This window comes from Psychromonas sp. Urea-02u-13 (assembly GCF_002835995.1).
Taxonomy (GTDB): Bacteria; Pseudomonadota; Gammaproteobacteria; order Enterobacterales; family Psychromonadaceae; genus Psychromonas.
Genome location: NZ_PJBZ01000075.1, coordinates 1 through 22,810, shown reverse-complemented (window position 1 = coordinate 22,810; position 22,810 = coordinate 1). Strand labels below are relative to the sequence as shown.

Annotated in this window: 22 protein-coding genes and 1 pseudogene; 11 read left to right on the top strand and 12 right to left on the bottom strand. The window is 38.9% G+C overall.

Annotated elements, in window-relative coordinates:
- Positions 1 to 12: 12 nt before the first annotated feature.
- Both dtpA and mutM read right to left on the bottom strand, forming a co-directional pair.
- A pseudogene (dtpA, locus tag CXF74_RS22615) lies at positions 13 to 1,503 on the bottom strand (dipeptide/tripeptide permease DtpA).
- Between the two features lie 314 nt (positions 1,504 to 1,817).
- Entirely contained in the window at positions 1,818 to 2,630 is an 813-nt protein-coding gene (gene mutM / locus CXF74_RS14985; RefSeq protein ID WP_101083342.1) for a bifunctional DNA-formamidopyrimidine glycosylase/DNA-(apurinic or apyrimidinic site) lyase, read from the bottom strand.
- Positions 2,631 to 2,686: 56 nt separating this feature from the next.
- Between mutM and CXF74_RS14980 the strand changes: the two genes are divergently transcribed.
- The gene (locus tag CXF74_RS14980; RefSeq protein ID WP_101083341.1) at positions 2,687 to 3,193 is read left to right on the top strand and encodes a hypothetical protein; all 507 of its coding nucleotides are present in this window, start codon (positions 2,687 to 2,689) and stop codon (positions 3,191 to 3,193) included.
- 15 nt (positions 3,194 to 3,208) lie between these two features.
- Here CXF74_RS14980 and CXF74_RS14975 read toward each other — a convergent pair whose 3' ends face one another.
- From CXF74_RS14975 to radC, 4 genes are all read right to left on the bottom strand, one after another.
- On the bottom strand, positions 3,209 to 3,658 hold the full coding sequence (locus CXF74_RS14975; protein ID WP_101083340.1) for a hypothetical protein: 450 nt from the start codon (positions 3,656 to 3,658) through the stop codon (positions 3,209 to 3,211).
- A gap of 80 nt (positions 3,659 to 3,738) precedes the next feature.
- Positions 3,739 to 3,894 carry a 50S ribosomal protein L33 gene (rpmG, locus tag CXF74_RS14970; protein ID WP_011768487.1) on the bottom strand — a complete coding sequence of 52 codons (156 nt, stop codon included), beginning with the start codon at positions 3,892 to 3,894 and terminating at the stop codon, positions 3,739 to 3,741.
- Positions 3,895 to 3,905: 11 nt separating this feature from the next.
- Positions 3,906 to 4,142 carry a 50S ribosomal protein L28 gene (gene rpmB / locus CXF74_RS14965; RefSeq protein WP_101083339.1) on the bottom strand — a complete coding sequence of 79 codons (237 nt, stop codon included), beginning with the start codon at positions 4,140 to 4,142 and terminating at the stop codon, positions 3,906 to 3,908.
- Positions 4,143 to 4,276: 134 nt separating this feature from the next.
- Positions 4,277 to 4,954 (bottom strand): RadC family protein, encoded by a 678-nt coding sequence (radC, locus tag CXF74_RS14960; RefSeq protein WP_101083338.1) that lies wholly within the window; start codon positions 4,952 to 4,954, stop codon positions 4,277 to 4,279.
- Positions 4,955 to 5,069: 115 nt separating this feature from the next.
- Here radC and coaBC point away from each other — a divergent pair, with 115 nt between their 5' ends.
- From coaBC to mscS, 3 genes are all read left to right on the top strand, one after another.
- Complete coding sequence (gene coaBC / locus CXF74_RS14955; protein ID WP_101083337.1) at positions 5,070 to 6,284, top strand: bifunctional phosphopantothenoylcysteine decarboxylase/phosphopantothenate--cysteine ligase CoaBC; 1,215 nt, start codon at positions 5,070 to 5,072, stop codon at positions 6,282 to 6,284.
- 179 nt (positions 6,285 to 6,463) lie between these two features.
- Positions 6,464 to 7,063: a nucleoid occlusion factor SlmA gene (gene slmA / locus CXF74_RS14945; RefSeq protein WP_101083336.1), complete on the top strand. Its 600-nt coding sequence runs from the start codon at positions 6,464 to 6,466 to the stop codon at positions 7,061 to 7,063.
- A gap of 90 nt (positions 7,064 to 7,153) precedes the next feature.
- Entirely contained in the window at positions 7,154 to 7,981 is an 828-nt protein-coding gene (gene mscS / locus CXF74_RS14940; RefSeq protein ID WP_232772543.1) for a small-conductance mechanosensitive channel MscS, read from the top strand.
- A gap of 511 nt (positions 7,982 to 8,492) precedes the next feature.
- Here mscS and CXF74_RS14935 read toward each other — a convergent pair.
- The 3 genes from CXF74_RS14935 to metJ all read right to left on the bottom strand — a co-directional run bounded on the left by CXF74_RS14935 (position 8,493) and on the right by metJ (position 12,294).
- Positions 8,493 to 11,288 (bottom strand): M16 family metallopeptidase, encoded by a 2,796-nt coding sequence (locus tag CXF74_RS14935; RefSeq protein WP_101083334.1) that lies wholly within the window; start codon positions 11,286 to 11,288, stop codon positions 8,493 to 8,495.
- A 339-nt stretch (positions 11,289 to 11,627) separates the two neighbouring features.
- Entirely contained in the window at positions 11,628 to 11,855 is a 228-nt protein-coding gene (locus CXF74_RS14930) for a hypothetical protein (protein WP_101083333.1), read from the bottom strand.
- Positions 11,856 to 12,000: 145 nt separating this feature from the next.
- Positions 12,001 to 12,294, bottom strand: coding sequence for a met regulon transcriptional regulator MetJ (gene metJ, locus CXF74_RS14925; protein WP_101083332.1), 294 nt, complete (start codon positions 12,292 to 12,294; stop codon positions 12,001 to 12,003).
- Positions 12,295 to 12,507: 213 nt separating this feature from the next.
- Between metJ and metF the strand changes: the two genes are divergently transcribed.
- Entirely contained in the window at positions 12,508 to 13,416 is a 909-nt protein-coding gene (gene metF, locus CXF74_RS14920; RefSeq protein WP_101083331.1) for a methylenetetrahydrofolate reductase, read from the top strand.
- Positions 13,417 to 13,463: 47 nt separating this feature from the next.
- On the opposite strand, the gene CXF74_RS14915 is transcribed toward metF, so the two are convergent.
- Together CXF74_RS14915 and ygfZ are read right to left on the bottom strand one after the other, a co-directional pair.
- Positions 13,464 to 15,965, bottom strand: coding sequence for a class I adenylate cyclase (locus tag CXF74_RS14915; protein ID WP_101083330.1), 2,502 nt, complete (start codon positions 15,963 to 15,965; stop codon positions 13,464 to 13,466).
- A gap of 131 nt (positions 15,966 to 16,096) precedes the next feature.
- Positions 16,097 to 17,074 carry a tRNA-modifying protein YgfZ gene (gene ygfZ / locus CXF74_RS14910; protein WP_101083329.1) on the bottom strand — a complete coding sequence of 326 codons (978 nt, stop codon included), beginning with the start codon at positions 17,072 to 17,074 and terminating at the stop codon, positions 16,097 to 16,099.
- A 132-nt stretch (positions 17,075 to 17,206) separates the two neighbouring features.
- On the opposite strand from ygfZ, the gene CXF74_RS14905 reads away from it, so the two are divergent.
- Both CXF74_RS14905 and CXF74_RS14900 read left to right on the top strand, forming a co-directional pair.
- Positions 17,207 to 17,458 (top strand): FAD assembly factor SdhE, encoded by a 252-nt coding sequence (locus tag CXF74_RS14905; RefSeq protein WP_101083328.1) that lies wholly within the window; start codon positions 17,207 to 17,209, stop codon positions 17,456 to 17,458.
- Positions 17,430 to 17,867: a protein YgfX gene (locus CXF74_RS14900; protein WP_101083327.1), complete on the top strand. Its 438-nt coding sequence runs from the start codon at positions 17,430 to 17,432 to the stop codon at positions 17,865 to 17,867. Before CXF74_RS14905 ends, CXF74_RS14900 begins: the two co-directional genes overlap by 29 nt.
- A 13-nt stretch (positions 17,868 to 17,880) precedes the next feature.
- Here the strand turns inward: CXF74_RS14900 and nadB are convergent, their stop codons facing one another.
- Complete coding sequence (gene nadB, locus CXF74_RS14895; protein ID WP_101083326.1) at positions 17,881 to 19,506, bottom strand: L-aspartate oxidase; 1,626 nt, start codon at positions 19,504 to 19,506, stop codon at positions 17,881 to 17,883.
- Between the two features lie 285 nt (positions 19,507 to 19,791).
- Between nadB and rpoE the strand changes: the two genes are divergently transcribed.
- From rpoE to CXF74_RS14875, 4 genes are read left to right on the top strand one after another with little or no spacing between them, the layout of a single operon-like run.
- The gene (gene rpoE, locus CXF74_RS14890) at positions 19,792 to 20,370 is read left to right on the top strand and encodes an RNA polymerase sigma factor RpoE (RefSeq protein WP_101083325.1); all 579 of its coding nucleotides are present in this window, start codon (positions 19,792 to 19,794) and stop codon (positions 20,368 to 20,370) included.
- Between the two features lie 11 nt (positions 20,371 to 20,381).
- On the top strand, positions 20,382 to 20,909 hold the full coding sequence (locus tag CXF74_RS14885) for a sigma-E factor negative regulatory protein (protein ID WP_101083324.1): 528 nt from the start codon (positions 20,382 to 20,384) through the stop codon (positions 20,907 to 20,909).
- A gap of 18 nt (positions 20,910 to 20,927) precedes the next feature.
- Complete coding sequence (locus CXF74_RS14880) at positions 20,928 to 21,950, top strand: MucB/RseB C-terminal domain-containing protein (protein WP_101083323.1); 1,023 nt, start codon at positions 20,928 to 20,930, stop codon at positions 21,948 to 21,950.
- Positions 21,940 to 22,389: a SoxR reducing system RseC family protein gene (locus CXF74_RS14875; protein WP_101083322.1), complete on the top strand. Its 450-nt coding sequence runs from the start codon at positions 21,940 to 21,942 to the stop codon at positions 22,387 to 22,389. Before CXF74_RS14880 ends, CXF74_RS14875 begins: the two co-directional genes overlap by 11 nt.
- The last annotated feature ends 421 nt before the right edge of the window (positions 22,390 to 22,810 follow it).

The window sequence follows — 22,810 nt, the reverse complement described above, 5'->3', positions numbered from 1 at the left end:
TATCGACTAAAATCATGCGTATTTGGGTGTCACTTCTTGTTCTTCATGTGTTTCACCACGAATGATTTCTGTTAGTTTGGGCGCAAGAATAAGTGTGATTAGTGCGATAATTGCTGTTACGTAACCAATATTACCAAACACTTTGCTGTAGATAGCCAAGCTTTGAGTCGCGTCTGTTAACCCCGCTGGTGCAGTGGTTAGTGCTGCCACCCAACCTGCAATAACAGCAGCTGTTGCTGAGGTTAAAAACCACATGCCCATTGCAAATCCCATTATACGTTGTGGGACAAGCTGTGCCACCATCGCAAGACCTAATCCAGACACAAGTAGCTCACCAAACGATTGAAAGGCGTAACAAAGCACTAGCCAGTTAGCGCTCATAATGCCATTTGAATTAGCAAAATTGGCTCCGAATTTTAATGTTAGGAAAGACAGTGCACATAACGCGATACCAAGGGAGAATTTATAGGGCATAGCAAAGCGCTCTCCTAAGTTGTTGTAAGCAATCGCGAGGAATGGGCTTGCAATCATTATCCAAAATGGATTAAGTGCCTGGAACTGTTCTGGAGCCACAGATATGCCAAATAGATTATGTTCAATATTGTTAATTGCAAAGAAGTTGAGTGAGGTAGGCATCTGAAAATAAAGAACAAAAAATGCAATTCCTTGCAACATTAAGACAAAGGCCACTAACATTTTTGCTCGTTCTAAGCCTTGAACTTTGAATGCTTCGCGCATATAAATAGCCACAACGGTTATGCCAACGACCACTAAAATAGCGTGTGCGTAGAATAAGTGTTGCAACAATATTGAACATAAAAAGCTCAATGCAAAGGTGCCTACAACAACCGCTAAATAATAAGCCTTCTTTAGCGGGACTAAATCGGGTTTAGACCCCACATTTTAAATTATGTTTGAGCAAACTAAGAAGTTGATAACGGTAATAACCAAACCAATTGCACTAATACTAAATGCCATACCATAGCCGAATTTACTGGCTATCCATGGGGTTAATAACATAGAAAAGAAGGAACCGAGATTGATCGCCATATAGTACATCGTGAATGCGCCATCTAAGCGTTGATCATCTTTTTCATAGACTTTGGCAAGTAAGCTTGAGGGGTTTGCTTTAAATAAGCCATTACCCATAGTAATAAAGCCCATTGCAATATAAATAAGGTCTGAATCTCCTATGTTTTCTGCAGACGCAGAAAGGCCTAATAAGGCATAACCAATAGTAAGAATCAGTGCACCAAGCGTGATTGTACGTTTGGTTCCAAGGATTTTATCCCCGACCCAACCACCGATCGCAACAGAACCAAAAATTAACGCAGAAAAGGCGCCAAAGAGAATAAATGATTGTGATTCTGACATTCCTAATATTCTAACGAGATAAACAGCTAAAATGGCTTGCATGCCATAAAAGCCAAAGCGCTCCCAAAATTCCACTGAAAAAATCAAATAGAATTGCTTTGGTTGCTTGAATACATTCAAGTTCGACATGTGTAGACCCTTGTTTTTTTATGTTGATTTTTTTGGGTGGGGTTAAAGTGTATACCTGCTTCAATCTACATTTTTAGCATTAGCGAAATATAAACAACGGAAAGTATGGTATCAAAAAACAAGGTGAGAAATTCCAATGTTTTCATTATCTACGGGCTATAAAGTCAACGGAAAGCATTTGTTTTATGTAAGGTTGATGTTTTTGGGTGGGTATTGTTTCACCATACTTTTATTAATCTACGAATAAAAGGTGACGCATCTTAATCACGATGGTGAGTGATTACATCGTGATGCTACGATTCTCATATTCAGCCTTACTTCTGGCAGTTCGGACAATAAACACTGTTTCTAGATGCCAATTTAAGCGATGTTAAGGCTGTTTGGCATTTAGGGCAGTCGCTGCCCGTTTTTCCATAGATATGCAGTGTCTGTTGGAAATAGCCAGGTTTACCATCGCCTCCCACGAAATCTTTAAGTGTGGTGCCTCCCTGTTTTATTGCAGCGGCTAAAATTTCTTTGATTGCTGTTGTTAATAACAGATAACGTTTTAAGGAAATATTACCGGCAGCACGTATTGGGCTGATACCCGCCATGAATAATGCCTCTGTCGCATAGATGTTACCTACACCAGTCACTACTTTTTGGTCCATGATAAATTGTTTGACCGATAGTTTGCGTTTTCCTGCCAATTCAAAAAGATGTTTACCGGTGAATGCATCGCTCAATGGCTCTGGGCCAAGATGACTCAGTAGCGTTGAATCCTGTGGGGTTAACCCTAACCATAAAATAGCCCCAAATCGACGCGGGTCGGTATAACGTAACAAGCACTGATCAAAGATAAAATCAGCATGATCATGTTTCTCAACGACACTATTTAATGGGCATATGCGTAAGCTACCAGACATGCCTAAGTGGATCAGTAACGTACCAGACTCAAAATTGAGCAATAAGTATTTAGCTCGACGGTCAATGGACTGTAATACTTTGTTTTTTAGGTGGTCCAATAAATCGGCTGGAATTTTCCAACGTAGTTGCGGTTGTCGAATCACAACGTCACTGATTGATGAGCCGATAATATGCGGGCTAATGCCACGACGACTGGTTTCAACTTCTGGTAATTCAGGCATATTTTCTCTCCACTGGTCTAATCTTTATCAGTGTACTTTTTTTGGAGAGAAAAGCGATGCCTAGCGTTCCAACATGGTTAGTCGTGTTAACGGGGTTGTTATTTAATATATCAGCCGCTTTAATCACGCATTTTTTAATTGATGGTAAAACCAATCAGTTAAACAGTTTATCAATGCAGATGAAAAATAATGATAAAGAGATAAGCCTATTGTGGGTGCAGATTGAAGGCATTGAACGTAAACGCGAAACACTTTACTTGTTACGTAACCAAGGCCCACTTGATGCTGTGATTGCTTTACAGTTTAGCCGTTTGCTTGCATTGCATTTGCATGAACAAATATCGTTAGAGGACGTACAGCTTGTTGATACAAAGATTGATGCTTACCAAGCAAGTATTCGTGATGAGATAGATAATAAGTTCTTTTTGAATCTAGAGCTGGTGGAATTAGAGATGTACCTACAGAGTGAGGTTTCTAGTTTGCGTAACTGGTCTATTTTTTTACAGATGATCGGTCTTTCATTAATTTTAGCGCGAGATTTAAGCCGCAAGCGCTTGGCTTAATGGTCGTGAATGAACCTATCTTCCCAGAAAAAGGGGTAATTGTTCACTGCTTAAAAACAGCGACATGTTTTCATCGGTCTGTAATAAATAATCATCACCTTGCTGGATTAATTTTACAATAATCGGCTGTGCATCATTAGCGGTATAAACCTGCATAACAAAAGGGTTCTGAGGTTGAATGATAGCCGCATGGGTTTGTAAGGGCAGGTGTTGCCAGTTTTGCACTAATAAGGACAATTGGAGTTCTGATAAACCGAGGTTAGGCTCACTTATCCAGTTTCTTCCGACACGTTTGATAGAGAAGTCGGGTGTTTTTATTTCTACAATCATCACTTCACTGCCGATCAGTGTACGTTGGTGAACTTTTGGTTTGAGTAATAGTTTATGGCTAAAGTTAAACAGAAAAACAATAATCAATACGCCAAAGATAAGCACATTGTTCCAGCCTCTTTTTGATAATCGCATATTTCCTCACTTCTCTATTATTTTTCTTCAGGCATAAAAAAACCCAGTATAAACTGGGTTTTTATCAGATAAAATCAAAATTACTTGATTTTGCCTTCTTTGTACATAACGTGCTTACGTACAACAGGATCAAATTTCTTGATCTCAAATTTTTCAGGCATAGTCTTTTTATTTTTATCAGTAGTATAAAAATGGCCAGTACCAGCACTTGAATTTAAACGAATTTTATCGCGCATGTTACTGCTCCTTAAACTTTAATGCCATTAGCACGGATATCAGCAAGAACGGTATCAATACCTTTCTTATCAATGATACGCATACCTTTAGTAGTTAGACGTAATTTAACAAAACGGTTCTCACTCTCAACCCAAAAACGATGTGTTTGTAGGTTAGGTAAGAAACGACGTCGTGTACGGTTTTTCGCGTGTGATACATTGTTACCAGTAGCTGGACGCTTACCTGTAACTTGACATACTCTAGACATGTCGATTTCTCCAATATATTAGTTTTACTCGAGCAAAATAGTCGAACACCTTTTTTAGCCGTCGCCAAAGGCGTCGAGGGCGCATTTTATACATGATCGAGTATGAAAGATCAACAAATCTGTAAATTAAACTGTTAAATCCACCCTTTTTCGGCAAATGAGGTGGTTTTTTGGTGTCCAATGATGAAATGGTCCAAAACTCGGACATCAATTAATTGCATCGCAGAGATGATTTTTTCGGTGATTTTTCGGTCACAAATACTCGCAGTTGGATCACCACTTGGATGGTTATGAACGAGGATAATTGCAGCTGCATTTTCATGTAAAACTTTTTGCGCAATAATTCTAGGATGAACCGTTGCACTGTCAATTGATCCAAAAAAGAACTCATGAAAACAGATTATTTGATGTTGTGTGTCTAATAAAAGCGCTGCAAAAACTTCATAAGGGTAAGCGTGCATTTTCGCAATTAAGAAATCTTTGGTCTGTTTTGCACTGGTTAAGGTCGTTCCTTTTTGCAGAGGTTCTTGAAGATAACGACGTGACATTTCTAATACGGCCTGTAATTGCACATATTTTGCTTGGCCTAATCCCTTTTTGGCACAAAACTCATGCTCAGAAGCAGCAAAAATCGCGTGTAATGATCCAAACTCTGTCAGTAATAGGCGTGATAAGGCGACCACATCAATGCCTTTACAGCCAGTCCGTAAAAAAATAGCTAATAACTCGGCATCAGAAAGCGCGTTACTGCCTTTTGATAGTAGTTTTTCTCGTGGACGTTCTTGGCTTGGCCAATCTTTTATGGTGGTCATTATCACTACCATTTAGGATGAATTGATCTTAAATCTAGTCGATAAAATCACATATTGCTGAAAATGTTTATGCTATCCTACGCCTCTATTTTTTACCTGCTTATGAGTATTCTCTATGTCTGCATTAACTGGAAAAAAGATTTTATTAGGTATTTCTGGTGGTATCGCTGCTTATAAATGCGCGGAATTAACACGCCGTTTAAAAGATCAGGGGGCAGACGTTCGCATTGTAATGACCAAGGCTGCCAAAGAGTTTATTACACCACTGACGATGCAAGCCGTTTCTGGCTATGCCATTGCTGACTCATTGCTTGACCCAAGCGCGGAAGCGGGTATGGGACACATTGAACTCGCTAAGTGGGCAGATCTGGTATTATTAGCCCCTGCAACAGCCAATTTGATTGCACGCTTAAGAGCTGGGTTTGCTGATGAATTACTGACTACGCTTTGTTTAGCATCACCTGCGCCAATCGCTGTTTCACCGGCAATGAACATGAAAATGTATTTCGCCCCAGCCACACAAGAAAACATTACAGTATTAGCTGAACGTGGTTTGCATATATGGGGACCAGGAAAAGGGCCACAAGCTTGTGGTGATATTGGCCCTGGACGTTTATTAGAGCCTAGCGACTTAGTGCAACGCGTTATTGAGTTCTTTGCACCTGTGCCACAACTATTGGCGGGGGTAAGCGTGACTATCACAGCGGGGCCGACGCAAGAGGCGTTAGACCCTGTTCGTTATATCAGTAATCATAGCTCGGGAAAAATGGGTTTTTCATTAGCTGAGATGGCGCAGAGAATGGGCGCAAACGTCACATTAATTAGTGGCCCTGTAAGTTTGGCAACACCTTTAAATGTAAAACGTATTGATGTTTGTAGTGCAATGCAGATGCATAAAGCAAGTTTACAAGACCTTGCTCAGTGTGACATTTTCATTGCTTGTGCTGCCGTGGCTGATTATCGCCCAGAGCACGTTGAAGTACAGAAAATGAAAAAACAGCAGGGTGTTGATGACTTAACGATCAAGCTGATTAAGAATCCAGATATTATTGCTGATGTTGCTAGCGCAAACACAGGTACATTTTGTGTTGGATTCGCTGCGGAAACGCAAGATGTTGAGCGCTATGCACTAGATAAGTTAAAACGCAAAAAATTAAAACTGATTGCGGCAAATGATGTTGCAAAATCAGGGCAAGGTTTTAATAGTGAAAAAAATGCATTAACAGTATTTTCTGAAACTGAAAGATTTGATATAACTCTTGCGGACAAAAAGAAGGTCGCAAATCAGCTATTGGTCATTATTGCGCAACAATATCTGCAGAGTACATAAAAATGAAACAGGCGGAGCTTAAAATTCTGGTTCCGAGAGTAGTTTCATTTTAGAAGTGGGAGAGCGTTTGGCTCAATGAGCGTTTTTACCCGTTGCTCAGGCAACGTTTGACGTTGTAGAAAGCTTTACGGGTGGTTTTGGGCATTCAGGTAAATTATAAGTTAAGGAAGTTAGCAGCAATGGTTACAGCGACAAAAAAGAAAACAAATCGCAAAGATGATATTTTACGCGCTTTAGCAGTCATGTTAGAGGGGAAGCCAGGGCAACGCATCACAACGGCTAAATTAGCTGCCGAAGTGGGTGTCTCGGAAGCTGCCTTATATCGTCATTTTCCAAGCAAAGCACGTATGTTTGAGGGCTTAATCGAATATATTGAAAACACCATTTTTACACAAATTAACTTAATTAAAGATCAACAAAAACAAACTTTTACTCGAGTGGAACATCTGTTACATTTCTTGCTCGGTTTTGCTGAGCAAAATCCAGGCATTACTCGTATTTTAACCGGTGATGCATTACTGGGAGAAAATGAACGCTTACAAGTACGTGTTGAGCACATATTCTCTAAACTTGAATCGCAAATTAAACAGATTTTACGTGAAAAGCCAATGTTAGATGGCGATAAATTAAGTGCTGATGAGGCCGTTATTGCTAATCTATTATTGGCTTACGTAGAAGGGCGATTGAACCAGTTTGTTCGATCGCAATTTAAACAGAAACCAACCCAGAGCTTTAAAGCTCAGTGGGCATTTCTTTACAACCAACTAAAACAAAGCTAAATAAGGAAGATAAGCATGTCAGATGAGAATATAGTGCCAGAGGTTGCTGAGAAGGCAGGTGAAGTAATCGGTGAGCGATTAGAAAATAGCATGGATGTTGTGGCAAACAGTGTTGAATGGGCGAATAACAATCAGGGCCTGATCATTGAATACGGTTTAAATATCGTATCTGCAATTGCCACTATTTTAATTGGTATGTTGTTTGCGCGTATCATCTCTAATGGGTTCCATAAAGTACTGACCAAGCGTGAGTTAGATAGCACGATTGTTGATTTTGTATCACACATGGTGAAATACGTTATTGTTGCATTCGTTGTGATTGCAGCATTAAGCCGTATCGGTGTACAAACGACTTCGTTTATTGCTCTAATTGGTGCAGCGGGTCTAGCGATTGGTCTTGCACTACAAGGTTCATTGTCTAACTTTGCATCGGGTGTGTTAATTATTGTTCTTCGTCCATTTAAAGCGGGTGAATACATTGACGCAGCGGGTATTGCTGGAAGTGTTGAATCAGTACAAATTTTTGCGACTACGTTAGTAACGGTTGATAATAAATTTGTAGTGGTACCAAACTCTGCAATTTTAGGTGGCAATATCGTCAACTATTCTCGTAAAGCAACACGCCGTATCGATTTAACGATTGGTGTAAGCTACAACGCTAACTTACAACAAACTAAAGCGGTATTAGAGAAAGTGGTTACTGCTAACGCACTTGTTCTTAAAGATCCTGGTGTACAAGTTGCAGTTGCTGAACTTGGTGATTCAAGTGTTAACTTTGTTGTTCGCCCTTGGGTTAACAGCGCTGATTACTGGAATGTTCGTTTCGAGTTAATGGAAGCGATTAAAGATGCATTAGATGCTGAAAACATTGAAATTCCATTCCCACAAATGGATGTTCATATGGATAAACCAGCTTAATAATTTGCTGTTTACCTTATGAATCAAAGCCTCGCACTTAGCGGGGCTTTTTTGTCTTTACCGTTTGAAAAAGAATGCTTTCAAGTCTTTTAATGAAGGCCTAAAGATAGCCTTACCTTACCTCGATTAATCCCTTTCTGTTACAGCCAGCAGTGCTGATGTTTTTTTAAGACTTTAGCGCCTAACACACAAAGCTAACGACCATCATGGTGAATAAAAACAGATAACCAGTTTCATTTTATTAGACAGAAAGAGTGATGGTAGATACAAGGAAGCTAACTACATCAACAGGCCTATAAGCAGAACGTGTAACACAAGGTAGGATTTTTAACGCTAAGTGGCTTATATGAACTCCCAGGCAGGATGAGGAATGTCATGCAGAGGTTTAATCAACAAGGAAGGTGCTAGGGATTGAATGGCATTCATATTTCGATTGAAAATATGAATGCCAATTTTCATGATGCTTTTGTTTGAAAAAGCCCTTTCAACAAGGGCTTTACTTAGCAGGGAGTTACTTCTGAGGAAGGTTAATCATCTGCACTGTTTTAGTGGGATCTAAGTAAGTTTTGAAGAACTGATTCATATCTTCAAGTGAGATGCTGTTAACAATCGTTTGTGCATTCTCAGTTGAGTCTAATTCAAAGCCTAATAGATGGTCTCGGTGAAGAAACCACTGTCTGTCCGTTGATTTATATAAATTAGATAACATACCTTTTGTTAATCCAAGCTGGTGGTCGACTAATTGCTCATTAGTAATACCCTTAGTGACAAAGTCATTCATGATGTCAGCGATGACTTGTTGGGTTTTTTGTGCATCTTCAACTTTAGTGACCATCTGAATAAACACTTCAGTAAAGTGGTTACCTGCTTGTTGGTCTGCCACGTACACGTAAGGAGAATAAGTGAGTGATAATTTTTCTCTTACTTGCTGGTTTAAGGTTTGAGTCACGATACGTCTCATTAAGTCCGCTTGGTACACTTCTTTAATGCTTTGGTTTTTATTATCGGTTACCGCACCAAAGGTCACAATGGCATTGTCTTGCGGATTGGTAAACTCATTAATCTTGGTCGCTTGTTGAATCAGTTTTTGTGGTTTTTGGTCAAACTGATGCAATTTTCCACCTTGTAATGGTGCGATGTATTGTAAAACAAGGTTTTTCATTTCATCAATTTCAAAGTCACCAACAATGGTTAGCTTGTAACCATTTACACTGCTGAAAAATAGCGCGTGTATCGCTTCAACATCACTCTGTTGTATTGCTTGCAGTTCTTCGACACTAAATACATGTTGATAAGGACTGCTTGGGAAGAGTGCCTCTAACAGCTTTATCTGTGTTGCGCTGGTGGGTTGGGCTAAAAAGCTTTCTTGTTGCTCAATGAGTTTGTTTTTTTCCTGAATAAATATCTTTGGTGTTATTGCTGCGTCATTAATCGCGCTATATAACATTGAAAAAACAAGCTCTAAGCTTTTAGGGTTATTGACTGATTCCATAGTGAAACCATGGCTATTGTTATATGTATAAGGTGCTAAGCCTGCTTTAGCACTAATAAATTTCTGGTTCAACGCTTGCGGTGATAAACCAGCAAGGCCACTATTTGCATAACTATTAATTAATAGTGTATTGGCGGCTGCCTCTTTAGCTATTAACGTGTTATTCCCACCCGGGGCACTGAAACTCATGCTAATTGCATTTTTTACGCTGCTATCTACTTGTAAAATGACATCAACACCATTATTTAAAGCAAGCTGCGTAATTTTCTTTTCTGGATAAAATTTCTCACTTTTTACCGGTGTTAAATTGTTGCTTCTTTTTATAATCGGTAAGACCATTTTTTCTATTTTAATACTGGTATTGGCTATTTCTTTATTAAAATGTTTAGTAAAGCTTTTGTCGACCATTAAAAAGTTAGGCTGAATAGTGCCGTATGGGTAAGCCAGTGTTAGTTTTTTAGGGCTTTCAAGTAGAGATTCAGTGAGTTGGTTTACTTCATCTAATGTCAATGCTGAGAGTGCTGTGTTGTAAGCTTGTTGTTCTTGCTCAAAGGTAAATAACCTATTACCAGTTGCCCATGAGTCAATCACTTGAGTCGCGATTTGTGCAGAGCTTTGGTTAAGGTAATTATTTTTAAGCTCTGCTTGCCTTGCTTGTAATGCTTCAAGCTGTAGATCGTATTCTGCTTGGCTAAAACCATGTTGACCCAATCGAGCGAGCTCTTGAGCAATAAAAGTCACTGATTTTGCGGCATTACCTTCTTGGTAACTAATGGCAATATTCTTAAATGATTTATTATTCAACAGTGGCAAGTAACTGAAAGAGACTTCGCTAAAAGGCAACGCTCTCTGGCGGTTAAGCACATTTAATCGATAGTTAAGCATGCTGTCAAACAGATCCAACTTAATGGCTTGGCTTAGCTGTTCGGTGCTTTTAAGCTCTAAATAGGGCGTTTCAAAAAATAGATCTGTTTGTGAAAAGTTAATAATTTTACTGGTGAATGCTTTGCTATCAGTTTTTAACTTAGGCGCATCTACGGCTGGCTGTAGTTGTTGATTTTTTGTTTTATCAATACTTGAGAATGTTTCCATAATCAGTTGTTTAGCAAACACGCTATCGACATCGCCAGTGATCAGTAGTTTGGCGTTATTAGGGCGGTACCACTGTTTGTAGAAGGATTTCACGCCTTGCTCTGTGCTACTTCCAACGCTTTCTAAGGTACCGATAGGTAGGTGTGTACCGTATTGGCTACCCTCAATGTAATCCGTAAAGAGTGCAAAGTAATAAGGAGGCTCTTGCGGCATGCGTGAGCGGTATTCATTTTGCACTACGCCTTTTTCTTTATCTAATTCAGCTTGGTCAAACTCAATATCATTTAATACATCACGTAAATAAAGCAGTGTTTCACCAAGTAATTTTTTATCGGAAGCCGGTACGCTTAATGTGTAAACCGTTTCTGTAAAACTCGTATAAGCATTAATATCTTGACCAAAGGTTAAGCCTGATTTTTCAAATAGCTCAATAATTTTGTTTTTAGGGAAGTTTTTGGTGCCGTTAAACGCCATATGTTCAAGTAGATGTGCGTAGCCCTTTTGTTGCTCTGTTTCGCTGAATGAGCCTGACTTTATAAAAAGATGAAGTTGTATTTTTTGAGAGTTGTCTTGTTTTGCATGAATTTGGTAATCGAGACCATTTTCTAGTGTCGCTGTTGTAATAGTTGCAAAACTATTCTCTGGATTGGGGCTTGAGGTCATACACGCTGTTAACATGAGTAATGAGAATAAGGCAATAAAGCCCTTTGGAATGATGTTCATAATTATCCTTGAAAGTGGTATGTAACTGAGGATTATATAATAAATTTACTTTTAAATAACATGCACTTGCAATTTAAGCAAACATATTTGTAACGAGGAGAGGTGTGTTTCGTGAGTGGTTGGAAAAGCACGTTGTCTGATTGACAATGATAACAACGAATATTTTCATCATCTATTTTACATTCAGGGTACTTCAGTAGATATTCGGCTAAAAAAGGGAGCTTTTGCCAATCACTATTCTTCCCCGGTAAACGGCAGGTATAGTAGCGCTGGGCTACTATTGCGATTGTGACTACGAGACTGATAATAAACCACGTCATAGGCTACCCCATCGATAAGTTATTGAATATTTACAAAGATATGGCTGTTATTAAATTGAATAGGTTGTTGAAGGTGTAATGCTTTAAATTTATTGAAAGCAGCATAGCTTGTTTCTGCTTCTACGATATCGCCAATAAGTTCAAATCCTTGTGCTATCAATTGCAACTTTTCGTTGTGGAAGGAAAGTGTATCGATATCGATATGAACAAGTGCATTTTGTTTCTTATAAAACTGGAAAGTTGTCATTTTATCAATCCTTGAAATGAAATAAGTCTTTTTATGTCAAAGGATTATAAAGGTTACATTATATAAAGGAACTACCCGCGCGGGTAGTTTTACTGTGATATTTTCATGATGATTTATTTGAAGTGTGAAAGTAACTAAATAATAGTTACTTTTTAATTTTACTTTGTACACTACTTGGGATTTCTAATGCTTCTTGATTTTTATCCAAGTCGCTATCTTCAGGTAGAGGTTGCCCTGTATATGCATGTAAAAAAGCTTCGCATAGCAGTTCGCTATTAGTCGCATGACGAAGGTTGTTAACTTGGCGTCGAGTGCGTTCATCAGTCAGTATTTTTAATACTTTAGTAGGAATAGAAACCGTGACTTTTTTAACTTGCTCACTTTTCTTTCCGTGCTCAGCGTAAGGGCTGATGTATTCACCGTTCCAGTCTTTAGACATGATGTTCCTGTTTTACCCATAGTATAAGAAAGGGCATTTTAACGATTGTTATCGACGATGGCAAATAGACTTCTAGAAGTCTGATTGGTTGTTTGAATAAAACTCATCTTATATTTAGTTTATTTCATGTTTAAATTGTTTTGTTGACATAATTTAATAGTAAGATAGATTGTCTTTAATTAAAGACGTCTAGACAGCTAAAGGATTAACACCATGACGATTGAAACCCAGCAACAAAAATACTTTTCTGCACAATACTTGGCACAGCTAAACCAAAACATTGCCGATATTAATACTGAGGTTGGGGTTTCATTTGAATTCTTTCCACCTGCGACTCCAGTAATGGAAGAAACCTTGTGGGGATCGATAGCGCGTTTAAAAACATTAAAACCTAAATTTGTTTCTGTTACTTATGGTGCCAACTCGGGAACACGCGATCGTACCCACGATATTATCAAAGACATTAAAGCCAAAACGGGCATGATTGCAGCACCACATTTAACCTGCATTGATGCAAGTAAGGAAGAGCTACGCCAAATAGCACGTGATTATTGGGATAATGATATTCGCAGTATTGTTGCATTGCGTGGCGACATTCCTCAAGGGGAATCGAAGCCACATATGTATTCAACGGATTTGGTTAAGTTACTCAAGGAAGAAGGGGACTTTGATATTTCCGTGGCCGCTTACCCGGAGAAGCATCCTGAAGCGAGCAATGCACAGTTCGATTTGGATGTATTAAAAGCGAAGTTTGATGCCGGTGCTAATCGTGCTATTTCTCAGTTCTTTTTTGATGCGGAGACCTTCCTACGTTTTCGCGACAAATGTGTGAAACAGGGAATAGATGGCGATATTGTTCCGGGTATCTTACCGGTTTCTAATTACAAAACCTTAGTGAAGTTCGCTGGGTTAACCAATGTGCATGTGCCGGATTGGATGCACAAGTTGTATCAAGGAACTGATAACGATCCGATGACACGTAATTTAATTGGTGCAACGGCTGCGATGGATATGGTTAAGGTATTAAGCCAGGAAGGGGTAAAAGACTTTCATTTTTATACGCTAAATCGTAGTGACTTGAGTTACGCGATTTGCCATTCACTTGGACTTCGTCCTGAGTAAACACTTAGCAAGAATCTTCCGCTCAATATAAGCGGAAGATATTGTTATTAATGTAACGTGCGTTCTGCACCTTTACAGCTACTTTTGAAAGAAGAGAGTTCTAACTGCTCATTTTCGCCTAACTCAATTTCATAAAACTGCGGTAAGTTGAAGTTTATTTGATCTTCTAGATTGCTGTTTTCAGTGCTATTAGACGCATAAAAACGATTCACATTGTGTACTAAATCATCTTTACTACCCGCAAAGCTTTGGAAGCTCTCTACTTCATTTTCTGCATTAGCAATATAGACATTAAAGCCATTCGGATAATTTTCAAAAAAGAATTGGATTAACCCTTCACTGATATGCGATTCAATGACTTCTGCTGTTTGCTCAAAAAAAGTGTTTTTAAGATTGACGACACTGGTGGAAAGTTTTTTCTTCGAAATATGGCTGTAAATGTCGACTGTGCTTTGTAGATGCTGCAGTGAAACACCGGTTCGCTCAAAATAAAATCCAAATTTTCGTCCGCCCGTCCAAAGTGTTTGCACTGAACGCTGGGTAACAGAATCTAAACGTAATTGGATATATTCTTCAAGTTTGCTTTTAAAGCTATGGCTTATTTTTTCTTGAAAATGTTGGCTATAACAAAAAAGGTCTATCTGTTCAGGAGGCGCTGCATCTTGATGCATTTTTCCTAAAATAGTATTTAGCGCATCAACCACTGCATAGTTATTATTAAAGTGCAGGGTACGTACTTCATTCCAAGAGTTACGGTAAACAAGGTCAACACTACCAATCAAGCACTCATTATTTTGACCGTAGGACAATACGTCATCATTTTCACTTTCAGTATCTTCGTGAGCATCTTGCCAATGACGAGTTGGATCTTTTTCGAGATTTAAAAAGATAGCTAAGTGCTTTATTTCACAAGGCTGACTTAAAGACTGATTGCTCGCTTTAGGCACATAGACAGGAAAAACAGAGTACAAGTCACGAATAAATAGATTGAGCTTTTTGTCTACTAAGTCTGAGCCTTGGTTATAAAGATGAAGCTTAGTCTCTTCTTCATATAAGCCATTCATGTGGCACCAAGAAACTAACTTAGAGATATATTTTGCATACATTAAGGTTGGCGTATTAATCAGTGTATGGGTATCAAGTGAACAATTATACAAATACCAACCGACTTTGTTCTTTCGGCCCTCTGGCACTTGAATAAAACTCAAATTAGGCTCAGAAAGATCAGGAGATATATTCGGGTTTATAAGATCAACTTTGCCGGGTAATGTTTCATGAGCTGCATACAGTTTGCGAGATAAAATACCGATATCTTCAGCACTGATTGATTCTCCAATATTATTATCACGCGCAAACGACAGCAGTTTACGATAACTGGTCATTAAAGCTTCAAGCAAAATATCTTTGGCTTTTGTTACGTCGCTGACTTTCCAATTTTTACGGTTATCTAGATCGGCGATCTGCTCTTCTACCCAACCCCAGCGATTTACAAATTTATTCAGGATAGTACGTCGCCAAGCGGTGTTGTCGTTATAACAAACCTTGGAAAGTGTCTCTTCTGTTTTTAAGTAAAAACAAGCGCGCACGACTTCGATACGTTTAAAGTCTTTAATTTCAGTGAGGTAATCGGTTACCTTTTCGAGCATTAAACAATATGGGTCAAGCTGTTCGTCGTAGAATTCTTGGGTTTGGAAGCGTTTTTTATAGGTGATAGCAACCAATTCTGTTTTTGGATATTCCCACGAATAGGCTTCCATCAAGATTGTTTTTAAGACTGCTTTGTATGGGGTATCAATGCCTTTATAGAGTTGCCAAAGGGTGGCACCAAAATATTCTTCTGCGGGAATGCGGTGGAATCCACCAAGGTCTAACCAGTCATCACTGTTTAAGATGCCGTCATCATATAAAGCTTGTACGTATTGGTCGTAATCTTGTTCGTGCTCAATCGGAATAAGTCGCCATAAAATAGGCTTACCGGCAATACGCAGAGCGGTGCGATAAAACTCATCCAGTAAAACCATATGCTGTGAAGAGCCACAGGAGTCTTTGGTCATGCCTGCATCATTATTGATACGGAATTTATTGTCAGGGATTAAGAAGAAATTAAGTTCTACACCTAAGCTTTCTGCCCAGTGGGTAATTAACCAAGACTTTTCTTCTAATAAAGCCACACGATCACTATCCAGTTGGTGTGGATAACAGATCCATATATCAAAATCACTTTCAGAACATTGACCAATAGAAGAGGTGCTACCCATGGCGTACATGCCAATGATATCGTGCTGTGTTGGTTCTGAGCTAGGTAAGTCTGCGTTAAGAAAGTAGTTAATAAGATGATGTGCGTTTTCTGTCACTTGGTACTGACAGATACCCGCAGGAACATCTGCATTAATATAACCAGGTAGTGTCGGTAGATTAAAATGAAAGAGAAGAGGGAATGATTGAAATACATTCAATTCCTCTTTATCCATTAATACTTGTGCAGATTGAATACGTAAGCGATTAAATTTATTCGCTTTATCACGCAGTCTTATAATTTCACAACTCAACGTAGACCCACTATTCGGTTAGACTCATACAATGTTGATAAAAACATGGTACAAAAAGTGTGACCATTATAGCATTATTTTATGGTTCAAGGAAATATCCCCGATTTCATTCGGGGATTAGATGAGTGCGATTAATCTTCGTCTAGTGTGTAAGGTAGTGGGGCATAATAAAGTGTTGAACCTTCAATTTCTTTTACCTGGTAAACATCTTCAGGGCTACAATCTTTAGGTAATACCGCTAATACTTCAATGTGTCCGTCACCGTACTGACAACCCGAAATAACGGTGCCGATACGTTTCCAATTATTGCTGACCAACATTTGGATATTATCGCCGACTTTAGGCGCCTGAGCTGCACGACCGGTTAAAATAAACAAAGCGCGTTTATTGGCGCCACGATATTTTGCACGAGCAACGGTTTCTTGGCCGATGTAACACCCTTTCGCAAAACTAATACCGTCTAATGCTTGTAGGTTTAACATTTGTGGAATAAAGGTGGCTGACGTTTGTTCTTCAATAAAACCGATACCTGAGGCGATATTCATCGCGTTCCATAAACTATCATCAAAAATTTCAGCGCGATTTTTAAGATCTTCTAACAGTTCATCAGCAATCGCATTTTTCATAATCGCTAAATAACGTAATGATGGATAAGGCTGTTTGATTATGACCGTACCGCTGTCTAATAATCGACTTTGATCATGTGTCGCCGCAGTATCTACTTTTTCTGCAATATATTGTGCAGATTGACAGCCCGCTAAACCTAATGCTTTGTATTCTGTTTCTTTTTTAATTTCTACTTTAGAGAAAGCCGCGTATTTTTGTAGCTCTGGTAGTTGGCGCTGTGTCACTGAACTTGGTTGAGTGAGTAAGACTCTGTCTTCTAATATAATGACGCGGAAAATACTAAATACTTTACCCTGTGGGTTACACTGTGCCGCTAGCGTTTGTTGCCCTGGTTTTAGGCTCGCAAGATCGCAGGTCAGTTGTCCCTGCAAAAAAGAGATGCGGTCATCCCCTGTAATAGAAATTAAGTCCCAGTTATCAAGTGGGCATAAAACTAAATCTGGTAGTTGGCTAATGTTATCTAAATCACTCAGTTTGCGCATAATTGCCTCGTTTATATTTTTTTACAATGGTATAGCTCACAACCTATTTTGTCAGTAGTTGCCGTTAATAAATTGTTGTTGTTATGATGTTGATGTGTTTTTACCTAAATCTATCGTATAGGAAATAAGAGAATGACCGAAGTGGTGAACAAATCGCGCTTAAAGTGGGCGTGTCGTCGTGGCATGTTAGAGTTAGATGTTTTATTTATGCCCTTTGTTGATGAGGCATTTGATGATCTCTCTAATAGGGACCAATTTACTTTTCAACGCCTATTAACCTGTGAAGACCCTGAGCTTTTTGCATGGTTTATGGGGCATAAAGTTTGCCCTGATGCTGAATTAGCAAAAATTGTCGATGTCATCCTTAAACGCGTTAAAGTATAAAATAACCGTAACTTCTTCTTATTACGCAGGAATTGCGATTTTCCTGCTTTATAGCATTGTTATTGCATTAACCCTACTGGTTACTTCCCTTACCTTTACTTCACTGTTCTTCTATCTGTTACTTTTTGCTACTGCATTTTATAACGCGTGGAAAACCTTTCTGCAACAAGATGAATTATTAATCAGTGAATCGGGTCTAGTGGAAAGGGTGGTTGCAGATAAACGTTATCATGGAAAAATAAGCAGAGGGTCTTTTTATAATGGCTTGTTTATATTCTTGAAGCTTAACGTTAAGAGCACTGTTCTTGCTGGGAAAAATAAAAAGCAATATATAACGATTTATAAAGATGCAGTTAGTGAAGAACAATTTAGGTTACTCGCCCGACTTATCAATAGTGGGCGAGGTTAACAAGATTAAAGGTCTAATCGTTTTGCGGGCAGAGAATAGTAGGTTTTGGATTATCCAGTTGCTCAGGGTAATCTAAGTTGTAATGCAAACCGCGACTCTCTTTACGTTGCATTGCACTACGAATAATTAATTCAGCCACTTGCACTAAATTACGTAACTCTAATAAGTTATTGCCCACTTTAAAATTATTATAATACTCATCGATTTCTTGTTGTAACATTTGCACTCGACGTAATGCCCGCTCTAAGCGTTTATCAGTACGTACAATACCCACGTAATCCCACATAAATAGGCGTAGTTCATGCCAGTTATGCTGAATAACTACTTCTTCATCGGAATCTTCTACTTGGCTATCATCCCAAGGTGGAATGGTTGCAAATTTTCTTTCTTGGTAAAAAGGCAGGCGATTAATAATATCTTTTGCACAAGCATGTGCATAAACAATACATTCTAAAAGAGAGTTAGAAGCCATGCGATTTGCACCGTGTAATCCAGTGTAAGTCACTTCACCAATCGCATATAAACCATCTATATCGGTTTGACCATGATGATCGATCATCACGCCACCACAGGTATAATGTGCCGCCGGTACAATAGGCATAGGCTGGTGAGCAATATCAATGCCTAATAACAGACAGCGACGGTAAATAGTGGGGAAGTGCTTAATAATAAATTCTTTAGGTTTATGGCTGATATCAAGGTACATGCAATCAACCCCTAAACGTTTCATCTCGTAATCGATAGCGCGGGCGACAATATCACGCGGTGCGAGTTCTGCACGCTCATCAAAATCAAACATAAAACGTGTGCCGTCTGGGCGTAATAAATGTGCGCCTTCACCACGCAGTGCTTCGGTCAGCAAAAAGTTCTTTGCATCAGCATGAAACAAACACGTCGGGTGGAATTGATTGAACTCCATGTTAGCGATACGACAACCACTACGCCATGCGAGTGCAATACCATCTCCACTGGAAACATCGGGATTACTTGTATATTGATAAACCTTACTCGCGCCACCGGTTGCTAGTGTTACAAAATGTGCATTGATAGTTTCAACACGCTCAGCGTTTCGGTTCCAAACATAAGCACCTAATACTCGATTAGCAGGTAAGTTAAGTTTGCGACTGGTAATTAAATCAATGGCGTTAAAACCTTCCATTAAGGTAATGTTTTCATGATTTTTTACTGCGCTTAACAGTGTATTTTCAATTTCTCGGCCTGTTGCATCTGCCACGTGTAAAATACGGCGGTGTGAATGTCCCCCTTCGCGCGTCAGGTGAAACTGTTTATTGCCTTCTTCATCAAGCTCGGTATCAAAATCAACACCGGTATCGATTAACCACTGCATGCTTTCTTTGGCATTACTAACGGTAAAACGAACGGCTTCTTCATCACATAAACCTGCACCAGCTATTAATGTGTCCTCAACGTGTGAATCAATACTATCGGTATCAGAAAATACCGCAGCAACACCACCCTGTGCATAAAACGTAGATCCTTCAGCAAGCTTACCTTTGCTTAATACGTTTACTTTTGCGTGGGGCGCTAGCTTTAATGCTAACGATAGGCCTGCTGCACCTGCTCCGATTATTAAAATATCGCAACTATGTTGTTCAGTTATTGATTTACTTTCTGTCATGGCACTATATGCTCTGCAGTTAATGAAGTATGCGCACAGTTTATCTAAAAATGATTTCTTTTGAAATAGTTTGGAACTTTCTTCAAGACATTAGGTCATATACCCATGCTACCTCAATCAGTTTTGTCAGGCACAAGCTCGATAGCCAGAACAAGGCGCAACATGAGGTAATGGTTATTCCCTTTTCGATTGTTGGAGCCTAGAGCTGTATTTGTCACTTGAAGTATCATGGGGATGACTGTAGATGCCAATAAGGCTAATAATAATTATAGGTAGATAAGCTCAATGAATGAGCGTGATTTAGATTTTCAATTAATTCAGCGTATTCAGAATGGAGAGCAACAAGCTTTTACATTATTGGTTCGTAAATACCAGAACCGAGTAGCGAATATACTAACGCGTTATGTGCGTAGTTCAGGTGATATTGCAGATGTAACCCAAGAAGTCTTTATTAAAGTACATAAATCATTGCCTTCATTCCGAGGTGATAGTGCTTTTTACACTTGGTTATATCGTATTACTGTTAATACTGCGAAAAATTATTTAACCAGCCAAAGTCGTCGTCCACCTGCATCGGATATCGATGCGATGGAAGCTGATAGTTACGATGGTAGTGATGCGCTTAAATCGGTTGAATCGCCTGAAAGTATTATGCGTTCAGAAGAGATAAAACGCGTGATCATGGAAACCATTGACCGCTTACCTGCTGAACTGAAAGCTGCGATTACATTACGCGAGCTTGAAGGCATGAGTTATGACGAAATTGCAAAAATAGAAGATTGTCCGATTGGTACCGTGCGCTCACGTATATTTAGAGCCCGTGATGCCATTGATAAACAGTTAGCACCTTTATTAGAAGAGTAAATGGAAATATAATGACAGAAATTAACGAACAACTTTCAAGTTTGATTGATAATGAAAACGTTGAAAGCAAATCATTAGATGCACTTATCCATGATAAAGAGCAACAGGATGTTTTTTCACGTTACCATTTAATTGGTGACGTGATGCGCAACGAAACGGCATTAAACATCGATATCAGTGAGCTAGTCATGGCTGAAATTGCGCAGCAACCGAGTTTAGCAACGGTGACGCCGATTACAGCAACCGTGGTGAGTGAAAAATCGGATAATAATGTAGTATCATTTATGAAACGCTTTGGCCAATACGCTATTGCAGCTTCTGTTGCTGGTGTTGTTGTAATGACGAGTTTTATTACTTCGCAGCCAACGCTTGAAAACAATGGTATTGAAGTATTAAACACAGTGCCATTTGGTGGCGGTGTTTCACCGGTAAGTTTACAAGCGAATAAAGGTCAATCTAAGCAGGCGTTACAAGATCGCCATGAACGTTTAGAAGCATTATTAAAAGACCATCAATTACAACTCCAAGTACAGCCATAAATTAAAGACAGGTTAGCAATGAATAGACACTCCCTCTTTAGCACAATAGTGGCAAGTGTATTGTTACTATTAACGCCACTAGGCAATGCAATAGAAGTTGATGGAAATAGTAAAGAGTTAGTAGTAAAGGAGGAAAGTACCATTCCCTCCGCTATTGAATACCTGCAGTTAATGCAAAAATCCTATCAAATAGAGAATTATGAAATTCTCTATTTAAGTAGTTTGCAAAAACAACTTGAACCTATGCAGTTAATCCACGGTATTGTTGATGGTGAAGAAGCCAGTTACTTTCGTTACCTTAATGGGGTAATACGAGAGTCTCTTCAATACGCAGGAAAAATCAGTTATTTTGAGCAAGGCAGACCTGCCTATACTATCGAATCAGGCCAAAACCGCAGCGTTTTTGCAAATATTGCTAACTTTGATTATGTAAAGGGTAAGCAAAGCTACGATTATGTCATTTTAGGTAAAGGGCGCATCGCAGGTAAACAATCTATTGCTATCCGTATGATCAGTAAAGACGATTATCGTTATAGCTATGTTGTTTGGTGTGATTTGCAATCCGCATTGCCACTCCGCCTAGATACGATCAACAAATCCAATGTTGTGGTTGAGCAAATAATGGTGATGTCATTAAATGTTTCAGAAAGCAGTAACCCATGGTTAGCTAAATTAACCACTAATGCTTTACCTGAAACCGTGCATATCCCTGAATCGACTACAGATAACAGCTCACAGTGGAAAACCACTTGGTTACCCACTGGTTTTTCAGTTATTAAAGATGATCAACACAGATTAGTCATGCATGAAAATGAGCCTGTTTCATATATCTTGCTTGATGATGGCATTGTAAATGTTTCAATTTACATATCAGAGAAAAAATTAACCCTAGAAGAACCGCAAAAACTAATTCGCCGTGGTGCAACGGTTCTTTATACAGAACACCGTGGAGAAGTAGAGATCAATGTAGTCGGTGATATTCCAGTGGCTACCGCACAACGTTTAGCTGAATCGATCAAATTAGTCACTGATGATCACTGAAACCGGTAAAGTTATTGCGATTGAAGAAGTGCAAGGTGAAAAAGTTGTACGAGTAGAGTGTATCTCTAAATCAGCTTGCTCATCTTGTCACAACCAAAGCAGTTGTGGTGTTGGTGTTGTATCTAAAGCCTTCTCTGATAAAAGCCAATATTTTGAGCTTCCTTATAAAGAAGGTATGAAAGTAGATCACTTCATCGAATTGCAGATTAGTGATGGTGACTTAATTAAGAGCGCTGCGCTTATTTACCTATTACCCCTGTTCTTTTTTATTGGTAGCGCACTCTTCATTAAAAGCTTCTTTATAGTGAACGAAGGCATGCTGATTGCCGCTTCTGGTGTTTTTACTGCATTGGGTTTTGTCATCACTCGCTTTATCGCTAATAAACTCTTCCCCAATCAACAATCAAAGCAATTTATTGCAACTCAATTTGATAAATAACGAATAACTAAACAGCACTTTGTTTAGTTATTATTCGTTTAGTCATTTAATTGAAATGAATAGTAATAAACGGTTGCCAACGTGATTCAGATCCCTATAATGCGACCCCACAGACAAGGCAACTAACAAAAGTTACTTACCAAGTCCGAACCAACAAACTGCCTTATTTATAAGTGATAGTTTGAGTCGAAAATCTTAATATAATTAAGGTGTTGACAAGGTTCAAGGTTAGCGTATTATACGCACCTCGCCGAAAGGCATGCTCTTTAACAATTTAATCAAACAATCTGTGTGAGCATTGATAGTAGATTTCAAAAAAGTCCTCTCTTCTTGTAAGAAGGGGACAAAAAGAATCAATGTCAATGACACACGAATTAATTCATTAATAACATTGAAAGTTTATCTTTCAGTGATTAACGTG

Bases quoted from the DNA above. Each gene is read 5' to 3' on its own strand.
- CXF74_RS14935 (WP_101083334.1), bottom strand. From the start codon at position 11,288: ATGAACATCATTCCAAAGGGCTTTATTGCCTTATTCTCATTACTCATG.
- CXF74_RS14880 (WP_101083323.1), top strand. From the start codon at position 20,928: ATGAATAGACACTCCCTCTTTAGCACAATAGTGGCAAGTGTATTGTTA.
- rpoE (WP_101083325.1), top strand. From the start codon at position 19,792: ATGAATGAGCGTGATTTAGATTTTCAATTAATTCAGCGTATTCAGAAT.
- metF (WP_101083331.1), top strand. From the start codon at position 12,508: ATGACGATTGAAACCCAGCAACAAAAATACTTTTCTGCACAATACTTG.
- metJ (WP_101083332.1), bottom strand. From the start codon at position 12,294: ATGTCTAAAGACTGGAACGGTGAATACATCAGCCCTTACGCTGAGCAC.
- coaBC (WP_101083337.1), top strand. From the start codon at position 5,070: ATGTCTGCATTAACTGGAAAAAAGATTTTATTAGGTATTTCTGGTGGT.
- CXF74_RS14900 (WP_101083327.1), top strand. From the start codon at position 17,430: ATGTCATCCTTAAACGCGTTAAAGTATAAAATAACCGTAACTTCTTCT.
- mscS (WP_232772543.1), top strand. From the start codon at position 7,154: ATGGATGTTGTGGCAAACAGTGTTGAATGGGCGAATAACAATCAGGGC.
- mutM (WP_101083342.1), bottom strand. From the start codon at position 2,630: ATGCCTGAATTACCAGAAGTTGAAACCAGTCGTCGTGGCATTAGCCCG.
- slmA (WP_101083336.1), top strand. From the start codon at position 6,464: ATGGTTACAGCGACAAAAAAGAAAACAAATCGCAAAGATGATATTTTA.
- CXF74_RS14875 (WP_101083322.1), top strand. From the start codon at position 21,940: ATGATCACTGAAACCGGTAAAGTTATTGCGATTGAAGAAGTGCAAGGT.
- CXF74_RS14905 (WP_101083328.1), top strand. From the start codon at position 17,207: ATGACCGAAGTGGTGAACAAATCGCGCTTAAAGTGGGCGTGTCGTCGT.
- CXF74_RS14930 (WP_101083333.1), bottom strand. From the start codon at position 11,855: ATGACAACTTTCCAGTTTTATAAGAAACAAAATGCACTTGTTCATATC.
- CXF74_RS14975 (WP_101083340.1), bottom strand. From the start codon at position 3,658: ATGCGATTATCAAAAAGAGGCTGGAACAATGTGCTTATCTTTGGCGTA.
- CXF74_RS14885 (WP_101083324.1), top strand. From the start codon at position 20,382: ATGACAGAAATTAACGAACAACTTTCAAGTTTGATTGATAATGAAAAC.
- ygfZ (WP_101083329.1), bottom strand. From the start codon at position 17,074: ATGCGCAAACTGAGTGATTTAGATAACATTAGCCAACTACCAGATTTA.
- radC (WP_101083338.1), bottom strand. From the start codon at position 4,954: ATGACCACCATAAAAGATTGGCCAAGCCAAGAACGTCCACGAGAAAAA.
- nadB (WP_101083326.1), bottom strand. From the start codon at position 19,506: ATGACAGAAAGTAAATCAATAACTGAACAACATAGTTGCGATATTTTA.
- CXF74_RS14980 (WP_101083341.1), top strand. From the start codon at position 2,687: ATGCCTAGCGTTCCAACATGGTTAGTCGTGTTAACGGGGTTGTTATTT.
- rpmB (WP_101083339.1), bottom strand. From the start codon at position 4,142: ATGTCTAGAGTATGTCAAGTTACAGGTAAGCGTCCAGCTACTGGTAAC.
- rpmG (WP_011768487.1), bottom strand. From the start codon at position 3,894: ATGCGCGATAAAATTCGTTTAAATTCAAGTGCTGGTACTGGCCATTTT.